Raw genomic sequence first — 20,814 nt, forward strand, 5'->3', positions numbered from 1 at the left:
CCTCACAGCTGATACCTAAAGGTCAAACTGGCTTGCAAACGCTGCGCTTGACGAAATGACTCACGCAAAATACGGCGGTCTAGATGATTCAGTTCATCAGGATAAATCCGATTACTGTAAGCTAATTCATTCTGTGCTTGCTGCTGATGCTGCTGCATACGGATCAATTGAATAAAGTGATACGCCTCAGCATAGGCATCGCCATCTAAGCGCTCAATCACGCCTTTACTGACCAACTGACGGATACGTTCTGAGGTATTACTGCTCTCAATACCATTGGCGAGCGCCAGAACGCGTATACCATCAACAAACGGCGTTAAACCTTTAACTTTCAGATCAAGAGTGTCTTTTTCAAGACCTTTTTTGTCCAAAGCGAAGTTACGGAACAATCCACCTAGCGGCGGCTTATACTGCAAGGCATTTTGCGCCATCATGCGCTGGAACATATCGTTACCACGAACCATCGACAGCATTTCGCGACGCAACGTTTGGCAACCTTCTAGCGGTCCCCAAATGGCTCGCAAATCAAAGAATATCGTCGAATACAGAAGATTTGTTGGTGTCGCTTCGCGGACAATTTTACTAAAACGCCGTGACCACTCTTGACGTGATAAACACAGCTCCGCATTGCCGGCCATGATATTGCCTTTGCACAACATAAAGCCGCAGTCATCCAACGCTAAGTTAATTTCACGTGCGAGAGGCAGTAGTTTTTGCCGTATCGCGTTGGCTTCTTCTTGGCTATCGGCTTCAAATAAAATACCGTTATCTTGATCGGTATACAGAGTCTGTTCTTTACGTCCTTCACTGCCAAATACCAACCAAGTGAAATCAACACCCGGATGACCGTGTCGCTCAACACACAACTCAATTACTCGTGAGACCATGTGATCATTGAGCAAAGTAATTAAGCGTGTCACCTGCTCAGAGTTGGCTCCATGGGCAATCATGCGATCCACTAAGGAGCGAATTTCATCACGCAACTGCACTAATTTATCGATCGATACAGCATGTCGCACAGCGCGCGCTAAATGCACCAAATCAACGCGCTGCAAGGAAAACAGATCGCGCTCAGAGATCACCCCGACTAAACGCCCGTCTTGCACCAAACATACATGTGCAATATGACGCTCAGTCATCGCCAGCGCCGCATCAAAGGCAGAGGCTTGTGGCGGCAAATGGAATGGATTGAGCGTCATCAACTCACTGATAGGCTGGCGCAAATCAGCATTGGCATCAGCTATCACTCGACGTAAATCACGTAACGTAAAAATACCCTGCGGACGCTGCATTTCATCAGTAATCACCAAGCTGCCGATTTGTTGCTCATGCATCAATTGCACGGCTTTGTGCAAAGGCAAATGCCCTTCACAGGTAATTGGCTGACGCATAGCCAACTCAGACAACCGAGTTTCCATCGAGTACTGCGAGCCCAGCGTTTCTGCAGCGCGGCTTTGCACTTGCTGATTGGCGTGCTCGAGCAAACTGCTGATACCACGCACGGAGAAATCACGGAACGCTTCGCACTTACCGAATAACTTCACAAAAGAGGCTTTATCCAGTAGCAGACAAAAGGTATCTGTCTCGGCAACATGCGAGGTACGTGTAGCTCGTTCGCCTAACAAAGCCGCGATCGGAAAGCATTCGCCGGTGGTAATTTCAAACGTAGTTTCTTGACTGGCATCCTGACCTTTGCGGCGCTCACCGTGGACACTGCCTTGCTTAACAATATAAAAAAACTCGACTGGCCCATCTTCTGGGCTGACGATTTTTTCACCTTCAGCATAAAAACGCAGTTGGCAGTTTTCTACCAGAAAACTGAGATGAGCAATATCCATCTGGTTAAAAGGTGGATATTTTTGCAAGAATTCCAGCGTGCCTTGTATATTTTGTTGCACTGCGGTTTTGCCTGTTTTTGCAAAGGCATCATTCCTGCTCATGGAGCACTCCCCTATTAGATCAAACCATCCTAAAGTTTTAGATTAACGCATCCTATTGGACGTAAGTGTGACAGCAGCACAATGCAGGATGTTCAGCCGTACGCCTACCTCTTGAAAGCACTCGCCGTGCAACCTAAAAAGAGCCAATCCTGATAAGTACTGAGTAACCCACTAATGGGTTTTAACAAAATTCAAAAAAAGCAACGCATGCGAGCAGATTTTCACTGATTCTTTTCAATTGTGAGCGTAAAAAAATCAGGTTAGAATAAAATTATAAAAACAACTTATAAATAGGATCTCTTAAAATATGTATCCAAGGTTAAATTACTTTCGCTTATTCCTTGCCTGGTCTGTATTAGCCTTTCACTCCAATATTCTTATAGTACCCATAGCAGGAATGATTGCTGTCTGGTGCTTTTTCTTTATCAGTGGATATCTTGTATGCACCATACTCTATGGTCGCTATCAAAACAGGCATGCAGATTTTGTTGTAAATCGTTTTTTACGAATATTTCCCACCTACTGGTTTTCCCTAGCCATGGGAATCATAATGATCAAAATAAACCCAGAGGCTGCAATAGCTTTTGATTCATATTTCTTTTATGCACCAGAAACATTAAATGGTTGGATGTCTAACCTATTTATTTTTGGATTACAGCCTGGCTCAGCTGTAGTAACACCAGCGTGGTCACTAGCAATTGAACTAAACTGGTATGTTATTTTATTTATTGGAAGCATGCTACCCCTAAGATGGTTACTGTTATTTCTAAGTGCCAATCTTATATTACCGTTTATAATTATTTATTTTTCTACTGAAGCTATATATGTGGGCGGCGCAGGTTTTGCTTTTGCTCTTGGGGCATTAACTTATCATGCACGCTTAACCCCTCCAAAATTCATACAAATAACTGCGCTTATTTCGTTATTGATAACCATGTTTATAGCTCCTATATATTTAGGACTATCTGCATATGAATCTAACAGTACTGGAGTAAATTACAGCTTACTGGGATCCGTAGTATTTATTTACTTGGCTTTTCCATGGTTAATTAAAACTGGAAAGATAAGCTATTGGTCAAAGCTCGCAGGAGAAATAAGCTACCCTTTCTTTTTAGTTCATATGTTTGCTATTCGGATATCTATGGAGCTATTCGACCTGCCTAGACTAGGATGGGATACGCTTGCTGTCTCTACGATTATTAGCCTTTTATTATCTTTATTGATCGTTAAATTTATTGAGAACCCCGTAGCAATACTTAGAAAGCGGATTAGAGAGCGTGACAATAGACTTAGCGTCTAAAACCAAACGCGGCGGTCAAATACAACAAGTTCATCAGCTTTAGCAATCGACTATAATCCGCTCAGGCATCAAGTCACCCTTCATCTGAAAGCAGGTAAACTGCAGATTAAGAATACGGTATTTACTCACTCGCAAATACCTTAAAAAGTGCTGGAACAGCAAATAACAACAAAAAACCGCCCGAAGGCGGTTTCTTGTCAACACTGTAGAGCGTTACAAATTATAAGCCGTTTTTAGCTTTAAATTCGCGACGACGACGGTGTAATACTGGCTCGGTGTAGCCATTAGGCTGCTCGCGGCCTTGCAGTACCAATTCCAGTGAAGCTTGGAACGCGACGTTGTCGTCGAAGTTCGGTGCCATTGGTTTGTAGATTGGATCATCAGCATTCTGGCGATCAACCACAACAGCCATACGCTGCATCGTCTCAACAATTTGTGCCTCGGTAACGATACCGTGACGCAACCAGTTCGCCATGTGCTGGCTTGAGATACGTAGAGTAGCGCGGTCTTCCATCAGACCGACATCGTTGATGTCAGGTACTTTAGAACAACCAACACTGTGGTCAATCCAGCGCACAACATAACCCAAGATACCTTGCGCGTTGTTGTCGAGCTCGTGCTGAATTTCTTCGGCAGTCCAGTCTGTGCTTGGTGCCAATGGAATAGTCAGAATCTCGTCAATTGAAGCAAACTGACGTTTCTTCAACTCTTCTTGACGAGCAAACACATCCACTTCGTGGTAATGCAGAGCGTGCAGCGTTGCCGCTGTTGGTGATGGAACCCACGCTGTATTGGCGCCCGCTTTTGGGTGACCAATTTTTTGCTCAACCATGGCTGCCATCAAATCAGGCATTGCCCACATACCTTTACCGATTTGTGCAACGCCAGACAGGCCGGTAGCCAGTCCTGTATCAACGTTCCAATCTTCGTAGGCTGCAATCCACTTCTCGCCGCGCATGGCTGTTTTACGAACCATTGCGCCCGCTTCCATAGAGGTATGGATTTCATCACCGGTACGGTCTAAGAAACCTGTGTTAATGAACACCACGCGCTCTTTAGCTTCAGCAATACAGGCTTTCAAGTTAACTGTGGTGCGACGCTCTTCGTCCATAATACCCATTTTCAGGGTGTTACGCGCCAAGCCTAATACATCTTCAGCACGTGCAAACAGCTCGTTAGCAAACGCTGCTTCTTCTGGACCATGCATTTTCGGTTTAACGATATACATGCTGCCAGTGCGGCTATTTTGGCGGCTGGTGTTGCCTTTCAAGTTATGCATCGCAATTAAGCTGGTGAACAATGCATCCATGATGCCTTCTGGCATCTCGTTGCCTTGCTCATCCAAAATTGCTGGGTTGGTCATTAAGTGGCCAACGTTACGAATGAACAATAATGAACGGCCGTGCAACTTCACTTCACCGCCATTGACTGCGGTATACACGCGATCTGGATTCATTACGCGAGTAAAGGTTTTATCGCCTTTGGTCACGCTTTCAGACAGGTCACCCTTCATCAAGCCTAACCAGTTGCTGTAAACCAATGTTTTATCATCGGCATCAACCGCAGCGATCGAGTCTTCACAGTCCATGATGGTGGTTAAGGCTGACTCAACCAAAACATCTTTGATGCCTGCAGCATCGGTTTTACCGACAACGCTGTTTGCATCAATTTGGATCTCAAAGTGCAGGCCATTGTTCTTCAACAGAACAACAGTGGGTGCTGCTGCATCACCTTGGAAACCAACCAATTGCGCATCATTACGCAGACCGGTGTTGCTGCCGCCTTTTAGGCTAACCAACAGTTTGCCTGCATCAATGCGGTAGCCGGTTGCATCAACGTGCGAGCCCGCTGCTAAAGGTGCAGATTTGTCTAAGAAAGCACGTGCATAAGCGATGACTTTATCGCCACGTACTTTGTTGTAGCCCTTGCCTTTCTCTGCGCCGCCTTCTTCACTGATGACATCAGTGCCATACAAAGCGTCATACAAAGAACCCCAACGCGCATTCGCAGCGTTAAGGGCAAAACGTGCGTTAGTTACAGGTACCACTAATTGTGGACCTGCCATACGAGCAATTTCGTCGTCAACATTTTGTGTGCTGGCTTGAAAGTCTGCTGCTTCTGGCAACAAGTATCCAATCTCTTGCAGAAATGCTTTATAAGCGACTGCGTCATGAGCCTGGCCCTTACGTGCAAGGTGCCACTCATCAATTTGTGCTTGTAAGGCATCACGTTTTTCTAGCAGGGCACGATTTTTCGGTGCAAGGTCTTTTAACACCTTCGTTGCGCCTTCCCAGAATTGCTCTGCAGTCACACCAGTGCCCGGAATAGCTTGATTATTAACGAAGTCATATAAAACTTTGGCGACCTGCAAGCCACCGACTTGAACGCGATCAGTCATTTTTGCCTCACTCTGCTTGGAAAAGCCTCAAATAGAACGGCCAGTAGGCCATGTAGTGCACAACCATAAATACTACATGAATATTTCTAAAAAAGCAGAGGGAAATCAACTGAGCAACTTTTGTCGCAGATGGCCGAAAAAAAGGCAAAAAAAACTCCGAATCTCACGGGGGGGGGAGAGAGATTCGGAGTATAAGTCCGGACTGCTAGGGGTAGTCCGGATATCTGCCAACATAAAACACATCAAGGAGTTTCAACAACGGTATTCCTTAACCATTCAAATACTCTGACTGTGCTTTTGTAAAATTAGTTCCTAGATTGTTTTAAAAAAATTTAATGTGCCTGATCCCAATTATCGCCGACACCGGCTTCAACCAGTAATGGCACGTCCAAAGCGGCGCCAGCACTCATCAATGGTAATAAGCCTGCGCGCAACGCGTCCACTTGATCTTCGCGGACCTCAAGCACCAATTCATCATGCACTTGTAGGATAACGCGCGCATCCAAACCCGATTCTGCTAACCAGCTGTCCACAGTAATCATCGCGCGCTTAATAATATCGGCAGCACTGCCCTGCATCGGCGCGTTAATCGCAGTACGCTCAGCCCCTTTACGGATCGCCGCATTTTTCGCGTTAATATCTGGCAAGTACAAACGGCGACCAAACAAAGTCTCAACATAGCCTTGCTCACTAGCCTGCTTGCGAGTGCGCTCCATATAGTCGAGTACACCTGGATAACGGGCAAAGTAACGGTCCATATACATTTGCGCCTGACCACGGTCGCAACCAATTTGCTTAGCCAGACCATGCGCACTCATGCCATAAATCAGACCAAAGTTAATCGCTTTAGCGCTGCGACGTTGGTCAGTGGTGACATCCTCTAACTCAACACCAAACACTTCAGAGGCGGTCGCTTTGTGTACATCACGATCATTACGGAAAGCATCCAGTAAACCTGGATCTTGCGCCAAGTGCGCCATGATGCGTAATTCAATTTGCGAGTAGTCAGCCGCCAGTAGTTTATAGCCTGTAGGGGCAATAAACGCCTGACGAATACGACGCCCTTCAGCGGTACGAATCGGAATATTTTGTAAGTTAGGATCACTCGACGATAAGCGTCCAGTCGCGGTGACGGCTTGATGGTAGCTGGTATGAATACGCCCAGTCAGCGGATTAATTTGCTCAGGCAAGCGGTCAGTGTAAGTACTTTTAAGTTTACTTAAGCTGCGGTACTCCATCAGTAATACGGGTAACTCATGGCCTTGCTCCGCCAATTCTGACAACACCGCTTCGGCGGTACTGGGCTGACCTTTGGCGGTTTTCGCCAAGACCGGTAAACCGAGCTTTTCATACAACACAACACCCAGCTGTTTAGGCGAAGCCAAATTAAACTCTTCACCGGCAATCTCGAAGGTCTTGCGCTCCAGCTCAGTGAGTTTCTCCGCCAGCTCTAAACTTTGCAGCCCTAAGAGATGTGCATCGACTAAGGCACCGCAACGCTCAATCCGCGCTAGCACCGGCATCAAAGGCATTTCAATCTTAGCCAACACATCAACCAGTGTTGGAATCTCTTCGAGCTCTTTAATTAAACAATTATGCAAACACAGGGTAATTTCAGCGTCTTCAGCGGCATAAGGCCCAGCAATACTCAGGTCAACTTGATCGAAGGTCAGTTGCTTAGCGCCTTTACCGGCCACCTCTTCAAAAAGAATCGTGCTGCGATTTAAATAACGCTGCGCCAAGCTGTCCATGTTATGCCGCGTGGCGGTGGAATTGAGCACATAGGATTCAAGCATGGTGTCGAAGCGTACGCCCTGTACCGCAATGCCATAACGGGCTAACACGTTAATATCGTATTTACCGTTTTGGCAGACTTTGCTAATCGCTGGATTTTCCAGCAGTGGACGCAACGCATCCAGCACTTTTTTCTCATCCAACTGCTCTGGCACGCCCATATAACTATGCGCCAAGGGCACATAAGCCGCTTCACCTTCAGCTACTGCAAAAGAAATGCCCACTAAGCGCGCCTGCTGCGCATCGACGCTAGTGGTTTCGGTATCGAAAGCAAACAGCTTGGCTTGGCTTAAGCGCTGCAGCCAATCGGCAAATGCTTCTTCAGTCAAAATAGTGTGAAATTTAGCCTGATGTTCGACTGCTGCAGTTTCGGCTGCTGCGCTGTCGGCTGAACTTTCAGTCTCAACCACAGGCTCGGCAAACAAATCATCCGAGACGCTGCTAACTGCTGTCTTTGGTTTAGGACTGCTCGGCGCAGCAGCACTGCGACGACGAATCTCATCTTGCCAGCTTTTAAACTCTAAGCGCTGATACAACTCCATCAAAATCTCGTCTTGCGGATCCTGCATGTGCATGTCGTCAATATTCAGCTCTAACTCAACATCGGTTTTAATCGTGGCCAACTGACGTGATAAATAGGCCATATCACGATTATCTAATAATTTAGAGCCTAGTGTTTTCGCACCACGAATGGGTAAAGTCGCAACTTTATCAAGATTGGCATAAATAGCATCCATATCACCAAGGCCAACCAATAAGCCCAGCGCGGTTTTTTCACCGACGCCTGGCACGCCGGGAATGTTGTCGGATTTATCCCCCATCAAAGCTAGATAGTCGATGATCAGTTCTGGGCCAATGCCGAATTTCTCCACCACGCCATCACTGTCTAACGTGGTGTTGTACATGGTATTGACTAAGGTGACATGACCGTTGACCAACTGCGCCATATCTTTATCACCAGTGGAGATCACTACCGGACGCTCGGCCAGAGTGCTGCTGAGCGCCAAAGTGCCAATCACATCATCGGCTTCCACGCCTTCTACGCATAAAAACGGGAAACCCAGCGCCCGAACGCAGTCATGCAGCGGCTCAATTTGCACACGCAAATCATCCGGCATCGACGGTCTTTGCGCTTTGTATTCAGTGAATAATGCATCACGAAAGGTTGGTCCCTTAGCATCAAAAATCACCGTAATCACGCTCTCAGGATATTGCTTGCGCAAACTGCGCAGCATATTCAATACCCCTTTCACGGCGCCAGTTGGCAGCCCTGCTGATGTCATTAACGGTGGCAGCGCATGAAACGCGCGGTACAAATACGATGAACCATCAACTAAAACTAAAGGGGCTTGAGACATGCGGGTATTCAACCTTTACAAAAACAACCAAATGAGTAACACATTACTGAGTTAACAAGCATACAGGCAATCGCTATTGGCTCCCACTGCACGACACAGTGCTACAACTTAGAAATGCCAGACATGTGTTCAAGCAATCATCAATAACAGCATTCCTTGCGCCGGAACAAAACAAACGAACACATTATATGTGTAGATTAGGACTATGGGAGATTTGCACAGCACAAGCCACGCAAGCATCGCCTTTATCTCTCTGCGACACAGAATGACGCATTACCAGTGGATGATGAGCTCTAGCTTGCCGAATTTACAGGGGTTTTTATGTTGTTATTGGATCAAATACAGGCCTTTGACTTGATTGCCGACACTCGCAACGCCAATCCCATGAGCGTCATCAGTCTGCAGCCAGTCGGCAATAACAACGGGCAGATTACCGTATCAGGGGCGCACGGTTTACTACGTCAACTCACCCTAGAAGATGGCCAGAAAAGCCATTTAAGCCATGCACCGCAGCAGCGTTTAGTACGCGACCCTAGCGCTTTGCTTGGCTGCTTGCTGGGAGGCGCTTTAGGTGATGCCTGCGGTGCGCCGGTAGAGTTTCTCGAGTGGTTTGAAATCCAAAAGCGCTTTGGTGAGAGCGGCATCCAAGACTTACAGCCAGCCTATGGCAAGCTTGGTTCAGTAACCGATGACACGCAAATGATGTTGTTTACTGCAGAAGGTTTATTGCGCGCTACTGTACGCGAGCATCTACGCGGCACAACGCATACCCCCAGCATTATTCATAACGCTTATATGCGCTGGTTACTCACGCAAAATGTATCCGCCAATCCGTACCTCGCTGAGACTGTCAGTGATGGCTGGTTAATTGCAGACCAACGCCTCTGGGCACGACGCGCACCCGGCTCCACGTGCTTAAACTCATTGCAATCAGCTCAGCAGCTTGGGGCGATGGCCGAAAACAACAGTAAAGGTTGCGGCGGTGTGATGCGTGTTGCTCCTTGTGCTTTTATGCCCTATCCCTTTACTTCAGCTGCGCAAGCCGCACACCTCACCCACGGACATCCATCCGGTTATTTATCGGCAGGGATATTTGCCGATATCCTTGCGCGCTTATGGCAAACACCAGCCCTGTCACTGGCAGCAGCCACACACAGCAGTTTGCATGAACATCGAGATAAAGTTGGCATGCATGAAACCTATAATATTCTGCAAAAAGTACTGGAGCTGCACCATGCTGACATCGAGCCCAACCCCGAGCTGATTGAGGCGCATTTGGGCGGCGGCTGGATTGCCGAAGAGGCGCTAGCGATAGGTTTGTGGTGTGCATTATCAGCCAAAGACTTTACTGATGGTGTGTGCAAAGCCGTCAACCACAGTGGTGACAGCGATAGTACCGGCCTTATCGCTGGACACTTTCTTGGACTGCTACTGAGCGCGCACGCTTTGCCAAGCGAATGGCTGGCTCACTTAGAAATGCGCGACAGCATCCAACAAATCGCCACTGACTTATGTTTAGTGCCGCATCAAGTCAGCCTCAATAACCGTAGCGAAGACACCGCGCTATGGCAACGCTACCCTGGTTGGTGAGCTAATAGGATTGGTCAACCTGCGGTGTTGCACAGTTTTTGCTAGCATGACCGGCAGACCATGCCTGCAGCGACAAACAGCTGCTCTAGCCAATGAGGATTTTAAGATGAGCGATAAACTGCACCCCGATGCCCTACAAGCGTTAAAAATCGCGTTCAACTACATGCCTAAAGCGATTGAAGTGACCAAGTACGAATACGGAGAGCATTATAAAGTCGTGCTGGAGCACATTGAGACGGTCAAGGAAATGCTCTTGCTCAATGATATTGACCCGGAAGAAGTTTACGGCGAAATCAATCCAGAGCACACACCAAACTCATCTTACTAAAGCTGGGTTCTTGCGTTTAGTTAAGTTTTCCTGAGAATTATTTGTTGTCCTGCAAGGGCTCTGGCAGAGTATTTTTATCGCTGCATTTGTGGCGTACAAGGCAACTCTGCCGACCCATGCAATGCTTAGCAAGCAACAGATAAGAAGGATATAACGATGACCGATACTTGGCTTCCTTCCCTAATTACTGCCACACCACAAGAAGGCTTTGAGCTGGCCATTACGCTGAGCCGTCGCGGTGTGAAATACACTCAACCTGATATGGAAACCCTGAAGGCGCTACGCTCTGCCTATGCAGAGTCTGCTGACGGCTTGACGGCGGCATCGCAAGTCATCGCCATTAACTTTCAAACCGTCTCTGCAGCCAATAACTACTGGCGCAGTTAATCCGCGCAACTTAAAAACAACTCTCAGACAGCTCAAATGATTGAGCGCCGCTGACAAACAGCACAAATAGTCAACGAGTGCTTTGCAGTGGTTGTGATCAGCGCAGCCAGGGATGGCGCAGCGCCGGAGTTGAGCCCCGAACGGGCTCATCGATGCAAAAACAATCACCGCACAGTACGGCAAGCGCAATTTTAACAGTCAGAAATGCACTTTGAATTAAGCTTTTGCGGGCGAGCCGTCCGCGCTTCCAGAGTCGGCATAGCCCGTTTAATTTCACGAGAACAGTAGCCGCCAAGTACGCGAGCAATATCAATGATCAGTGAGTGCTGCTTGTCGCGAATTTACTGAGCCGTCTTCTCTTGAGTCTCAGCCAAGACCTCAGCATCTAACGCGCCCAAGTCAAATTGGGTCTGTGCAATCCACTCAAAAGCGCGCTGATTTAACTCAGCAATCGCTCGCGGACCTTCACCTTCGGCATACATCGGCTGACCAATTACGACATCAATCGTGCCGGGCTTTTTCGCCCAGCCAGCCTTTGGCCAAAACATCCCAGCATTGTGTGCAATAGGTAATACCGGCAAGCCAGCATTCGCTGCCAACGAGGCGCCGCCACGGGAAAACTTGCCGATATTACCAACTGGAATGCGCGTGCCTTCTGGAAAAATCAACACCCAACAGTTTTGCTCTAGACGCTCAGCGCCTTGGCTAGCCAGTTGCTTTAAGGCTTGCTTAGGATTATCACGGTTAATTGCAATAGGTTTGAGCATCGCCATCGCCCAACCAAAAAACGGTACACGCAGCAGTTCTTTCTTTAACACTTGGCTCAGTGGCTGAAAATACGCTGATAAGAAAAAGGTTTCCCAAGTGCTTTGATGTTTCGCCAGAATCACACAGCGCTCACTGGGAATGTTTTCGGCACCGCTCACACGGTAATTTAAACCAATAATGTACTTGCCTAAACCGACAGCGAAACGACACCAGTACACATTGATAAAGCGATAGCGCGCAGGGAAAGGTAAAAAGGGTGCGATCAGCAAACTGATCGAACACCAAATAAGCGCACTTAAGCCCAGTAAAACATAGAAAATTACCGTTCTTAATCCGTAGATGACGCCCATATCTCTAACCTTTAGCCTAATAAGTGATCTGCCACTGCTGATAAATCAGCAAATATTAGAGTGTTGTCTGGTAGTGGTTTCTCACGGGTTTGTTCGCCTTTTCCGCTACAGACCAACACTGGTTGGGCATTGACGGCAACCGCGGCCTGTAAGTCACGCAGGCTGTCACCGACAAACCATACGCCATCCAGTGAGGTTTGGTAGTGCTCGGCAATTTGTGTCAGCAGGCCTGGCAAAGGTTTACGGCACGCGCAGCCCTCATCTGGACCGTGTGGGCAATAGCTAATCAGCCCCATAGCACCACCGCGCTGCTGCACTTCATCACGTAAAACTTGATGCATCGACTCGAGAGTTGGCACGCTGTAATAACCGCGCGCTAAGCCGGACTGGTTGGTCGCCACAGCCACCGTCCAACCGGCGCGACTGAGACGCGCAATGGCATCTAAAGCACCCGGCATAGGAATCCATTCAGCCACTGTTTTAATGTAAGCATCCGAATCGTAATTAATCACACCATCACGATCGAGAATTAATAATTTCATACTTGATCCCTACTCAAGATGAGCTCAACAGAGACTCCTTAAGCTCATCGTCTTTCTTGTCGAGCATTAATCCAGTACAGAAATATCTGCTACACCTAAGAACAAGCCGCGCAACTGCGCCAATAAGGCATGACGATTGGCACGTACTTCAGGATTTTCAGCGTTAACCATCACTGCGGTAAAGAACGCATCCACCGGCTCATGCAGGCTGGCTAAGCGGGTTAATGCTTCAGTGTACTGACGCTCGGCAGCCAATGGTTGTACCGCCTGCAACGCCTGCTGTAAGGCTGCGTACAAAGCAAATTCGGTTGGGCTGTCGAAGTAATGCGCTTGCACCGTTGTGCTCTGCTCGGTGGCACTTTTACCCAGCAAGTTCGATACACGCTTATTGGCTGCAGCCAAAGCTTGCGCTTCTGGCAAGGCACGGAAGTTTTGCACCGCTTGCACACGCTGATCAAAGTCCAAGGGCGACATAGGGTGCACCGCACGCACTGCTTGATACACCGCAACATCAACACCGGCATCTTCATAACGGGCGCGCAGACGATCAAAAATGAAGTCGAGGATTTTTTCTGCCAAGCCTTTGCTCTCGATCTTATCGCCATACTGGGTAATCGCGATAGCCACCAAATAGGCCAGATCAATGTCTAAATCTTTTTCAATCAATACACGCAAAATACCCAAAGCAGCACGGCGCAAGGCGTAAGGATCTTTACTGCCGGTTGGCAACATGCCAATTCCAAAAATACCCACCAAGGTATCCAGCTTATCCGCCACTGCTAACGCCGCACCGGTTAAGGTTGTCGGTAATTCAGCGCCAGCACCACGTGGCATATATTGCTCATTAAGTGCTAAAGCGATATCACCAGGCTCACCATCATTTTGCGCATAGTAGAAGCCGGCGATGCCCTGCATTTCCGGGAACTCACCGACCATCTCCGTAGCTAAATCGCACTTCGACAGTAAACCAGCACGTGCAGCATGCTCAGGATTACTACCGATTTTCTCAGCAATCACTGCCGCCAGTTTAGAAACGCGAACAGCTTTATCGTAAACACTGCCCAACTGCGCTTGGAACACTACATTCTGTAGGCGCTCATTAAACGCCTCTAAAGGCTGCTTTTGATCTTGCAGATAGAAGAACTCGGCATCGGTGAGACGCGGACGCACAACTTTCTCGTTACCGGAAATCACTTGTTGCGGATCGCGGCTTTCAATATTCGAGACGGTAATAAAACGTGGCAGCAACGCACCTTTGCTATCCAACAAGCAGAAATACTTCTGGTTGTCTTGCATGGTGATAATCAAGGCTTCTTGTGGCACATCCAAGAAATGCTCTTCAAATGAGCACACCAACGGCACTGGCCACTCCACCAATGCGGTCACTTCATCCAGCAAAGCTGGCGGCACAATCGCGGTACCTTGTTGCTCGGCAGCAAGCACATCAACACGCTTTTGAATTAAGCTGCGACGCTCAGCAAAATCGACCAGCACATAGGCTTTGCGCAGCGCTTCGACATAATCGCAGGGCTGGTTGAGCACGACATCACTGTTGTGATGGAAACGGTGGCCACGTGAGGCGCGACCGGCGGTTTGCGCCAAAATTGTGCAATCCACGACATCGTTACCAAACAGCATCACCAACCATTGGGTCGGACGCACAAACTCTTCTTTACGAGCGCCCCAACGCATGCGTTTAGGAATCGGTAAAGCACTGAGCGACTCTTCAACAATCGCTGGCAACAAGCCTACAGTCGCCTGCCCTGGAATATGTTGTTCAAAGCGTAATTTAGCGCCGCTGCGATCAATTTCACCAATATCCACGCCACATTTACGCGCAAAACCTAGCGCTGCTTGCGTCGGCTCACCTTGCTCATCAAACGCGGCTTGTACTGGCGGACCATCAATGGCTTGGCTACGATCATCCTGGCGCTCAGCCAGTTGGCTAATCAGCACTGCTAAACGACGCGGTGCGGCAAAAACCTGGACATTGCCATGGCTTAAGCCGGCCGCTTTGAGGCCTTTGGTAATGCCATCACGAAATGCCTTGGCTAGGGTATTGAGGGCTTTGGGTGGTAGCTCTTCGGTACCCAGCTCCACTAAAAAATCACGCGCACTCATTGTTCAATCTCCAGCTTAGCCAATACTTCATCACGTAATGCTTCAGGTGCCATCGGGAAGCCTAATTTCGCCCGTGCTTCTAAATAGCTTTGTGCTACAGCGCGCGCCAAAGTGCGCACACGTAAAATATAGCGCTGGCGTTCAGTTACAGAAATCGCGCGGCGTGCATCCAACAAGTTAAAGGTATGCGAGGCTTTCAACACCATTTCATAGCTGGGCAACGGCAGATTTAACAGGCTTAGACGACTGGCTTCACTTTCATAAAAATCAAACAGCTCAAACATTTTATCAACGTTGGCGTGTTCAAAGTTATAGGTGGACTGCTCCACTTCGTTCTGATGGAAGACATCGCCATAGGTCACTTTACCAAATGGGCCGTCGGTCCAAACCAAGTCGTACACCGAATCTACACCTTGGATATACATGGCCAAACGCTCAAGACCGTAGGTGATTTCACCAGTGACCGGGTAGCACTCAATACCGCCGACTTGCTGGAAGTAGGTAAATTGGGTGACTTCCATGCCGTTGAGCCAGATTTCCCAACCCAAACCCCAAGCACCTAAAGTTGGCGATTCCCAGTTGTCTTCAACGAAACGGATGTCGTGCACCAGCGGGTCAATACCAATATGACGTAAAGATTCTAAATACAAATCTTGGATATTGTCTGGGTTAGGTTTAAGCACCACTTGGAACTGATAATAATGTTGCAAGCGGTTGGGGTTGTTACCGTAACGACCATCGGTTGGGCGGCGCGAAGGCTGTACATAAGCAGCGTTCCAGGTTTCCGGTCCGAGAGCACGTAAAAAGGTTGCAGTATGGAAGGTGCCAGCACCCATTTCCATATCATAAGGTTGCAACACCACACAGCCCTGCTCAGCCCAGAAGCTCTGCAAGGTGAGAATCAGATCTTGGAAGGTACGCACGGGGGCGGTTGTTTGGGTCACGGTATATATCCACTATTAAAGACGGGCAGAAAGTTCAAGAGTATACCCCAAATACAGGTGTTCCCGCAGCGGGTATTGCTCAGTTAAAGCGCATTATTGATGTTGAATGACGGGGTTTGTTCACTTTATCTCAGCCTTAGTAATTCTTTAGCTGCGATATAACCAGTTCACACATCTAGATTGCGTAAAGTGTGCTGTGCATATTTGCGTAAAACGTACTGCGCTATAGCTGTTTTCCGTCGATGAACCCATCCAAGGTTCAACTCCGGCGCTACGTCATCCATGACTTCGCTCGTCACAACTATAGCGCAGCACTCGTTGATCATTTGTGCTGCCAGCTAGATCGCACTTGGCTGAGCGGGCACTATCGGCGCAGGCCTGCATGTTGATCATGTGCATCGATTTTGCACATCAAAAGCTCGCAAAGAGCCTCATAAAAATAGCGCAAACAATACAAATATTTGAGAAGTGTCTCGCGGGTGACGTGACAAGCGCAGCTATGGATGGCGCAGCGCCCGAATTGAGCTAGGATGGCCCGTTGAGGGGAAAACGGCACTCCCGAGATACGCCAAGCACCGATATTGATATCCGCTTTATTTGCTTCTTTAATTTGGCAGCACGATGCCAAAATTGGCCACCGGCTTTTCAAACAAACTGAAAAATCGTAGTAAATCGATCTTACTGCCATCAATGCTTAAATCATCGGATAGCAGCATCTCTTTAGCGCCAGCCTCACCAATCAACATGTCGACGAATAACGGATGAGTCAAATTCAGAGTGGCGTGGACTTTCTCGGTTAGCGGCGCTGTATCATCCAATAAACGGTGATGCAGAACTGAGTTTTCAATCCACAATAAATAGCTTTCATTCAGGTCGGTAAAGTGAATTTTAATATGCCAGTTTTTGTCAGCCGCATCTTCAGCCTTTAAACGAACCGCAAGGGTATCGAAAAAGTTACTTAGTGGCGTTTGCAAAAACGGGTCTTTCATCGCCGCCAACTCAACTCCAGCAGCAGATGTTCCTTCACGCAACTCCAAAGCTGCGGTCAAATAGACGTCTCGCCATGGTCCAGACTCAGCTTGGTAACCTAGCTGATCATAGGTGCTTGCCAGTAGTTTACGAGCGGCAATATGACTGGCATCAGCAAATACTAAATGGTTTAGCAGCTCAGCAGTCCAGCGATAATTGCCCTGATCAAAGGCAACTTGAGCCTGTACCAACATTTTCTCCGCACCGCCTGCCAGCTCAACGTAGGCCACAGCACGCTGAGAGTCCGGCAATGGATCTAAGTGCGCGGGATTGGCATCGTACCAGCCTAAATACGCTTGATACACAGCGCGCACATTATGTTTAACAGTGCCGTAATATTCACGATTAGAAAACACCGTAGCCAAACTGGCTGGCAACGTTATGTCTTCGGCAATTGCGCCTGGAGTCATGCCTTTATTCATGCGACGTACACTTTGATCATGAATAAATTTATAGGTATCGCGCTGTTGCTTTAAAAATGTCTGAATCCGCTCCTGCCCCCACATCGGCCAGTGATGACTGGCAAAATACACATCAGCATCCGCAAATAAATTACGCGCCTCTTCGATGTAACCACTCCACTTCAGCGCGTCACGAATCTTGGCACCACGCAGGGTATATAGATTATGCATATTGCGTGACACCACCTCTGCGCCACCAAAGGCCTTGTATTGCGGCAAGTAAAAAGTAAACTCCGCTGGCGCTTCCGAGTCTGGCGTGTACTGAAACTGAAACTCAACACCATCTATATTCAAATCTGTGGGTGTATTACTGACTAACTGATTCGGCTCAGCAATACTAAAGCCACCGAAAGCAGGTCCCTTGCCTAGGCCGCTACCAACATGGCCGAACGGGTTACGCTCAAGGTTTTTACCGTACATATACACTGCACGACGCCCCATCGCGACACCGGCAAGAATGTTTTCACTGGTAGCCTCTTCCATAAACCCAGCTGGCGCGATCACTGGAATCTTTTTCTCGGCAATATCTTGCAGGCTGACAATACCTAACACCCCACCAAAATGATCAATATGGCTGTGGGTAAATACAATAGCGCTGATATTCGTGTTGTTCGGATAACGCTCCGCTAAATGTTGCATGGCAAAATCAAACGCGTAACGCGCAGTTTCTTTGGATGTCATGGTGTCGACGACAATCCAGCCATTGTCACCTTTAATCAAGGTCATGTTAGATAAATCAAAACCACGCACTTGGTAAATACCGGGCGTCACTTCAAACAGACCGTGAATATTATTCAACTTAGCCTGTCGCCATAGGCTCGGGTTTACCGTATCAGGCGCATCCCCTTGGATAAAACCATAAGCGGGCATGTCCCACACGTTTTTAGTCGGATCGCGCAAAGACTTGATCTGTAAGTTTTCAGGACTGGCAATTAGACCGCGACGTGCATCCTCAAAATCCTGCTGGTCGGCCAAATTCAACTGCTTACCAACTTGGCGGTTAGCCTTGATGGTATCTACAGTCGCAGCACGCTCGCTCTCATCAACGCTGATGTGTAGCGAAGACGGATCACAGGCTGTTATCAATAAACTGCCACTCAAAAGTAAAAGTCGACTTAAGCTCTGAGCACAAACATAAGTAGCTGCCGAAGATATTGTTTTTATCATTATAAACTCCAATATCGCAGAAATAATGACCAAAAAAATATCAGGTCACTATGGAACTTGTCTCTACTGGCTAGGGAGAGGAAAAATCTCATTGAGTGATAACTGATACTTTTGTAACAGTTCATCCACTTCGGGACGTGCTTGTGCGCTGACATATTCACGCTCGAGCATCAGCACTTGATAGATGGCGCGGCGTAGCATTGCCGGAGTTAGATCGGTTGAATCTTTTTGCATACTGCATACAAAAGGTACCCAAGCGGTGAGTATCACCCAAGAGTTAAGAACTAAAGCCTCAATACTGGCCGCATCAATACGCAAAATACCGGCATCAGCAAAGCCTTGATAAATGCCTTGCGCATTGCTCAAGCAGCGCTGTGCCAAAGTTTGATAACGCTGAGCCAACTCAGTATCGGCGGCTAATAAATGCTGCATATCACGGTGCAAAAAGCGATAACCCCAAAGAGCGGTGAGCAGCGCTTCCAATAAAAAGGCCTTATCAGCAACGGTCATCACTCGATCTTGAGGGCGCTGTAAAAACTGATCAACCAATTGCTCATATTGACTAAAAAGCTCGAGCACAATCGTCTGCTTGTTACGAAAGTGGTAGTACAGGTTGCCAGGTGAGATACCTAGATGCGCAGCAATATGATTGGTGGTGACCTGCCTCTCACCCTGTTGATTAAACAACTCAAGCGCAGTCTGCACAATGCGCTGACGCGTGCTTAATCTGCTGTTTTGCTGCGTATGTTCTGCTATTTGCTCTACCAATCTAGCCTCTCTTTGCTATCCGCTGGACACATCACGCCTGCTCTACTGCATTATCACTTGAGCACTTAGAGCAAATACTCTAATGCACTTGACCAATTAGAGCAAATACTCTAAAACATCAGTTATATTTATTTGTTTGCGAGTTTAATCATGCCCAACAACACGCCGATCAGTGCTTTAAATGACTTACTAAGCGCGCAACAACACGCTTATCAAGCACAGTTGATGCCCAGTGCTGAGCAACGCATTGAATGGCTTAAGGCTTTACGCACAGTACTCGCCAGCGAACAAAAGTTGCTATGCGACACCATTAGTGCGGATTTCAGTCATCGCAGCCACGACGAAACACTCTTAGCTGAATTAATGCCTAGCTTGGAAGGCATTGATTATGCCTGTAAGCGCATTAAGCGCTGGATGAAACCGGTTAAACGTAAAGTCGGCTTAGCCTTTCAACCTGCCTCAGCAAAAATCGTCTACCAACCGCTCGGCGTCGTCGGCGTGATTGTGCCGTGGAACTACCCACTCTTTTTAAGTATTGGCCCATTAACTGGCGCACTGGCTGCTGGCAATCGGGTGATGATCAAAATGAGCGAGCACACCCCGCGCACCGCGCAGTTGCTAAAAGAGTTATTAGCCCGTGTTTTCCCAGAAGATTTAGTCTGCGTGGTGCAAGGTGAAGCCGATCTCGCTGCAGCTTTCTCTGAGCTGCCTTTCGATCACCTACTGTTTACCGGTTCAACCCAGGTCGGTAAACATGTGATGCGCGCCGCGGCGAAAAACCTCACGCCTGTGACATTAGAACTCGGCGGTAAATCACCGGCGATTATCAGCGCCGATATACCCATGGCCGACGCCGTAGAGCGAATTGCTTTTGGTAAAATGGTTAACTCTGGGCAAACCTGCGTCGCACCTGATTATATTTTAGTGCCGCACGCGCGCATCGATGAGTTTGTTGAGGCGATGCGCAGCACTGTACGCAAATTCTATCCAAAACTGGCTGACAACCCTGATTACACTGCGATTATCAATCCACAACACCAACAACGCTTGCAAGACACCATTGATAACGCCACCAGCCAAGGGGCAGAGGCGATTGCTATCCACGCCGAAGGCCAAGGTCAACGTTTACCCCTCACTTTACTGCTGAATGTCAGCGATGACATGCGCGTCATGCAGGATGAAATCTTTGGGCCTGTGTTACCCATCGTGGGCTATCAAACCCTGGATGACGCCTTAACTTATATTCGCCAGCGTCCACGTCCTTTAGCGCTGTATTACTTTGGCTATGAGTCTAGCGAGCAGCAGCATGTACTGCACAACAGTCATGCTGGTGGCGTCTGCATCAACGATACTTTGCTGCATGTTGCGCAGCATGATTTACCCTTTGGCGGTATTGGTCCATCCGGTATGGGCCACTATCACGCTCACGAAGGTTTCTTAACCTTTAGCCACAGCAAGTCGGTGTTTAGCAAACAGCGTTTAAATGCCGCCAAACTGATTTACCCACCTTACGGCGGTTGGCTGCAGAAACTGATTCTGAAATTCTTTTTACGTTAAGACGACGAGGCC

Annotated in this window: 14 protein-coding genes; 5 read left to right on the forward strand and 9 right to left on the reverse strand. The window is 48.0% G+C overall.

Features of this window, described 5'->3' with window-relative positions:
• Positions 1 to 2 precede the first annotated feature (2 nt).
• Complete coding sequence (locus H591_RS0106440; protein WP_022966128.1) at positions 3 to 1,940, reverse strand: putative nucleotidyltransferase substrate binding domain-containing protein; 1,938 nt, start codon at positions 1,938 to 1,940, stop codon at positions 3 to 5.
• Positions 1,941 to 2,247: 307 nt separating this feature from the next.
• On the opposite strand from H591_RS0106440, the gene H591_RS0106445 reads away from it, so the two are divergent.
• Positions 2,248 to 3,240, forward strand: a complete 993-nt coding sequence (locus tag H591_RS0106445) for an acyltransferase family protein (protein ID WP_022966129.1) — start codon at positions 2,248 to 2,250, stop codon at positions 3,238 to 3,240.
• Between the two features lie 220 nt (positions 3,241 to 3,460).
• Here the strand turns inward: H591_RS0106445 and H591_RS0106450 are convergent, their stop codons facing one another.
• Positions 3,461 to 5,638 carry a malate synthase G gene (locus tag H591_RS0106450; protein WP_022966130.1) on the reverse strand — a complete coding sequence of 726 codons (2,178 nt, stop codon included), beginning with the start codon at positions 5,636 to 5,638 and terminating at the stop codon, positions 3,461 to 3,463.
• A 332-nt stretch (positions 5,639 to 5,970) separates the two neighbouring features.
• Complete coding sequence (gene polA, locus H591_RS0106455) at positions 5,971 to 8,790, reverse strand: DNA polymerase I (protein ID WP_022966131.1); 2,820 nt, start codon at positions 8,788 to 8,790, stop codon at positions 5,971 to 5,973.
• A gap of 321 nt (positions 8,791 to 9,111) precedes the next feature.
• On the opposite strand from polA, the gene H591_RS14995 reads away from it, so the two are divergent.
• The 3 genes from H591_RS14995 to H591_RS0106470 all read left to right on the forward strand — a co-directional run bounded on the left by H591_RS14995 (position 9,112) and on the right by H591_RS0106470 (position 11,095).
• Positions 9,112 to 10,380 (forward strand): ADP-ribosylglycohydrolase family protein, encoded by a 1,269-nt coding sequence (locus H591_RS14995; protein WP_022966132.1) that lies wholly within the window; start codon positions 9,112 to 9,114, stop codon positions 10,378 to 10,380.
• A gap of 106 nt (positions 10,381 to 10,486) precedes the next feature.
• Positions 10,487 to 10,708: a hypothetical protein gene (locus H591_RS0106465; protein ID WP_022966133.1), complete on the forward strand. Its 222-nt coding sequence runs from the start codon at positions 10,487 to 10,489 to the stop codon at positions 10,706 to 10,708.
• 156 nt (positions 10,709 to 10,864) lie between these two features.
• A complete protein-coding gene (locus H591_RS0106470; protein WP_022966134.1) occupies positions 10,865 to 11,095 on the forward strand; it encodes a hexameric tyrosine-coordinated heme protein in 231 nt (76 codons plus the stop codon).
• A gap of 341 nt (positions 11,096 to 11,436) precedes the next feature.
• Here H591_RS0106470 and H591_RS0106475 read toward each other — a convergent pair whose 3' ends face one another.
• The 6 genes from H591_RS0106475 to H591_RS0106505 all read right to left on the reverse strand — a co-directional run bounded on the left by H591_RS0106475 (position 11,437) and on the right by H591_RS0106505 (position 19,245).
• Positions 11,437 to 12,213, reverse strand: coding sequence for a lysophospholipid acyltransferase family protein (locus H591_RS0106475; protein ID WP_022966135.1), 777 nt, complete (start codon positions 12,211 to 12,213; stop codon positions 11,437 to 11,439).
• An 11-nt stretch (positions 12,214 to 12,224) separates the two neighbouring features.
• Positions 12,225 to 12,755 carry a D-glycero-beta-D-manno-heptose 1,7-bisphosphate 7-phosphatase gene (gene gmhB / locus H591_RS0106480; protein ID WP_022966136.1) on the reverse strand — a complete coding sequence of 177 codons (531 nt, stop codon included), beginning with the start codon at positions 12,753 to 12,755 and terminating at the stop codon, positions 12,225 to 12,227.
• 66 nt (positions 12,756 to 12,821) lie between these two features.
• Positions 12,822 to 14,876, reverse strand: a complete 2,055-nt coding sequence (gene glyS, locus H591_RS0106485; RefSeq protein WP_022966137.1) for a glycine--tRNA ligase subunit beta — start codon at positions 14,874 to 14,876, stop codon at positions 12,822 to 12,824.
• The gene (glyQ, locus tag H591_RS0106490; protein ID WP_022966138.1) at positions 14,873 to 15,820 is read right to left on the reverse strand and encodes a glycine--tRNA ligase subunit alpha; all 948 of its coding nucleotides are present in this window, start codon (positions 15,818 to 15,820) and stop codon (positions 14,873 to 14,875) included. Before glyQ ends, glyS begins: the two co-directional genes overlap by 4 nt.
• Positions 15,821 to 16,425: 605 nt before the next feature.
• Entirely contained in the window at positions 16,426 to 18,477 is a 2,052-nt protein-coding gene (locus H591_RS0106500) for an alkyl/aryl-sulfatase (RefSeq protein ID WP_022966140.1), read from the reverse strand.
• Positions 18,478 to 18,540: 63 nt separating this feature from the next.
• The gene (locus H591_RS0106505) at positions 18,541 to 19,245 is read right to left on the reverse strand and encodes a TetR/AcrR family transcriptional regulator (protein WP_022966141.1); all 705 of its coding nucleotides are present in this window, start codon (positions 19,243 to 19,245) and stop codon (positions 18,541 to 18,543) included.
• 150 nt (positions 19,246 to 19,395) lie between these two features.
• Between H591_RS0106505 and H591_RS0106510 the strand changes: the two genes are divergently transcribed.
• The gene (locus tag H591_RS0106510) at positions 19,396 to 20,802 is read left to right on the forward strand and encodes a coniferyl aldehyde dehydrogenase (protein ID WP_022966142.1); all 1,407 of its coding nucleotides are present in this window, start codon (positions 19,396 to 19,398) and stop codon (positions 20,800 to 20,802) included.
• Positions 20,803 to 20,814: the final 12 nt, after the last annotated feature.

Origin of the sequence: Denitrificimonas caeni DSM 24390 (assembly GCF_000421765.1) — a bacterium.
GTDB classification, from domain to species: Bacteria; Pseudomonadota; Gammaproteobacteria; order Pseudomonadales; family Pseudomonadaceae; genus Denitrificimonas; species Denitrificimonas caeni.

Coding starts and splice junctions, on each gene's coding strand:
- H591_RS0106440 (WP_022966128.1), bottom strand. CDS start 1,940: ATGAGCAGGAATGATGCCTTTGCAAAAACAGGCAAAACCGCAGTGCAA.
- H591_RS0106445 (WP_022966129.1), top strand. CDS start 2,248: ATGTATCCAAGGTTAAATTACTTTCGCTTATTCCTTGCCTGGTCTGTA.
- H591_RS0106450 (WP_022966130.1), bottom strand. CDS start 5,638: ATGACTGATCGCGTTCAAGTCGGTGGCTTGCAGGTCGCCAAAGTTTTA.
- polA (WP_022966131.1), bottom strand. CDS start 8,790: ATGTCTCAAGCCCCTTTAGTTTTAGTTGATGGTTCATCGTATTTGTAC.
- H591_RS14995 (WP_022966132.1), top strand. CDS start 9,112: ATGTTGTTATTGGATCAAATACAGGCCTTTGACTTGATTGCCGACACT.
- H591_RS0106465 (WP_022966133.1), top strand. CDS start 10,487: ATGAGCGATAAACTGCACCCCGATGCCCTACAAGCGTTAAAAATCGCG.
- H591_RS0106470 (WP_022966134.1), top strand. CDS start 10,865: ATGACCGATACTTGGCTTCCTTCCCTAATTACTGCCACACCACAAGAA.
- H591_RS0106475 (WP_022966135.1), bottom strand. CDS start 12,213: ATGGGCGTCATCTACGGATTAAGAACGGTAATTTTCTATGTTTTACTG.
- gmhB (WP_022966136.1), bottom strand. CDS start 12,755: ATGAAATTATTAATTCTCGATCGTGATGGTGTGATTAATTACGATTCG.
- glyS (WP_022966137.1), bottom strand. CDS start 14,876: ATGAGTGCGCGTGATTTTTTAGTGGAGCTGGGTACCGAAGAGCTACCA.
- H591_RS0106500 (WP_022966140.1), bottom strand. CDS start 18,477: ATGATAAAAACAATATCTTCGGCAGCTACTTATGTTTGTGCTCAGAGC.
- H591_RS0106510 (WP_022966142.1), top strand. CDS start 19,396: ATGCCCAACAACACGCCGATCAGTGCTTTAAATGACTTACTAAGCGCG.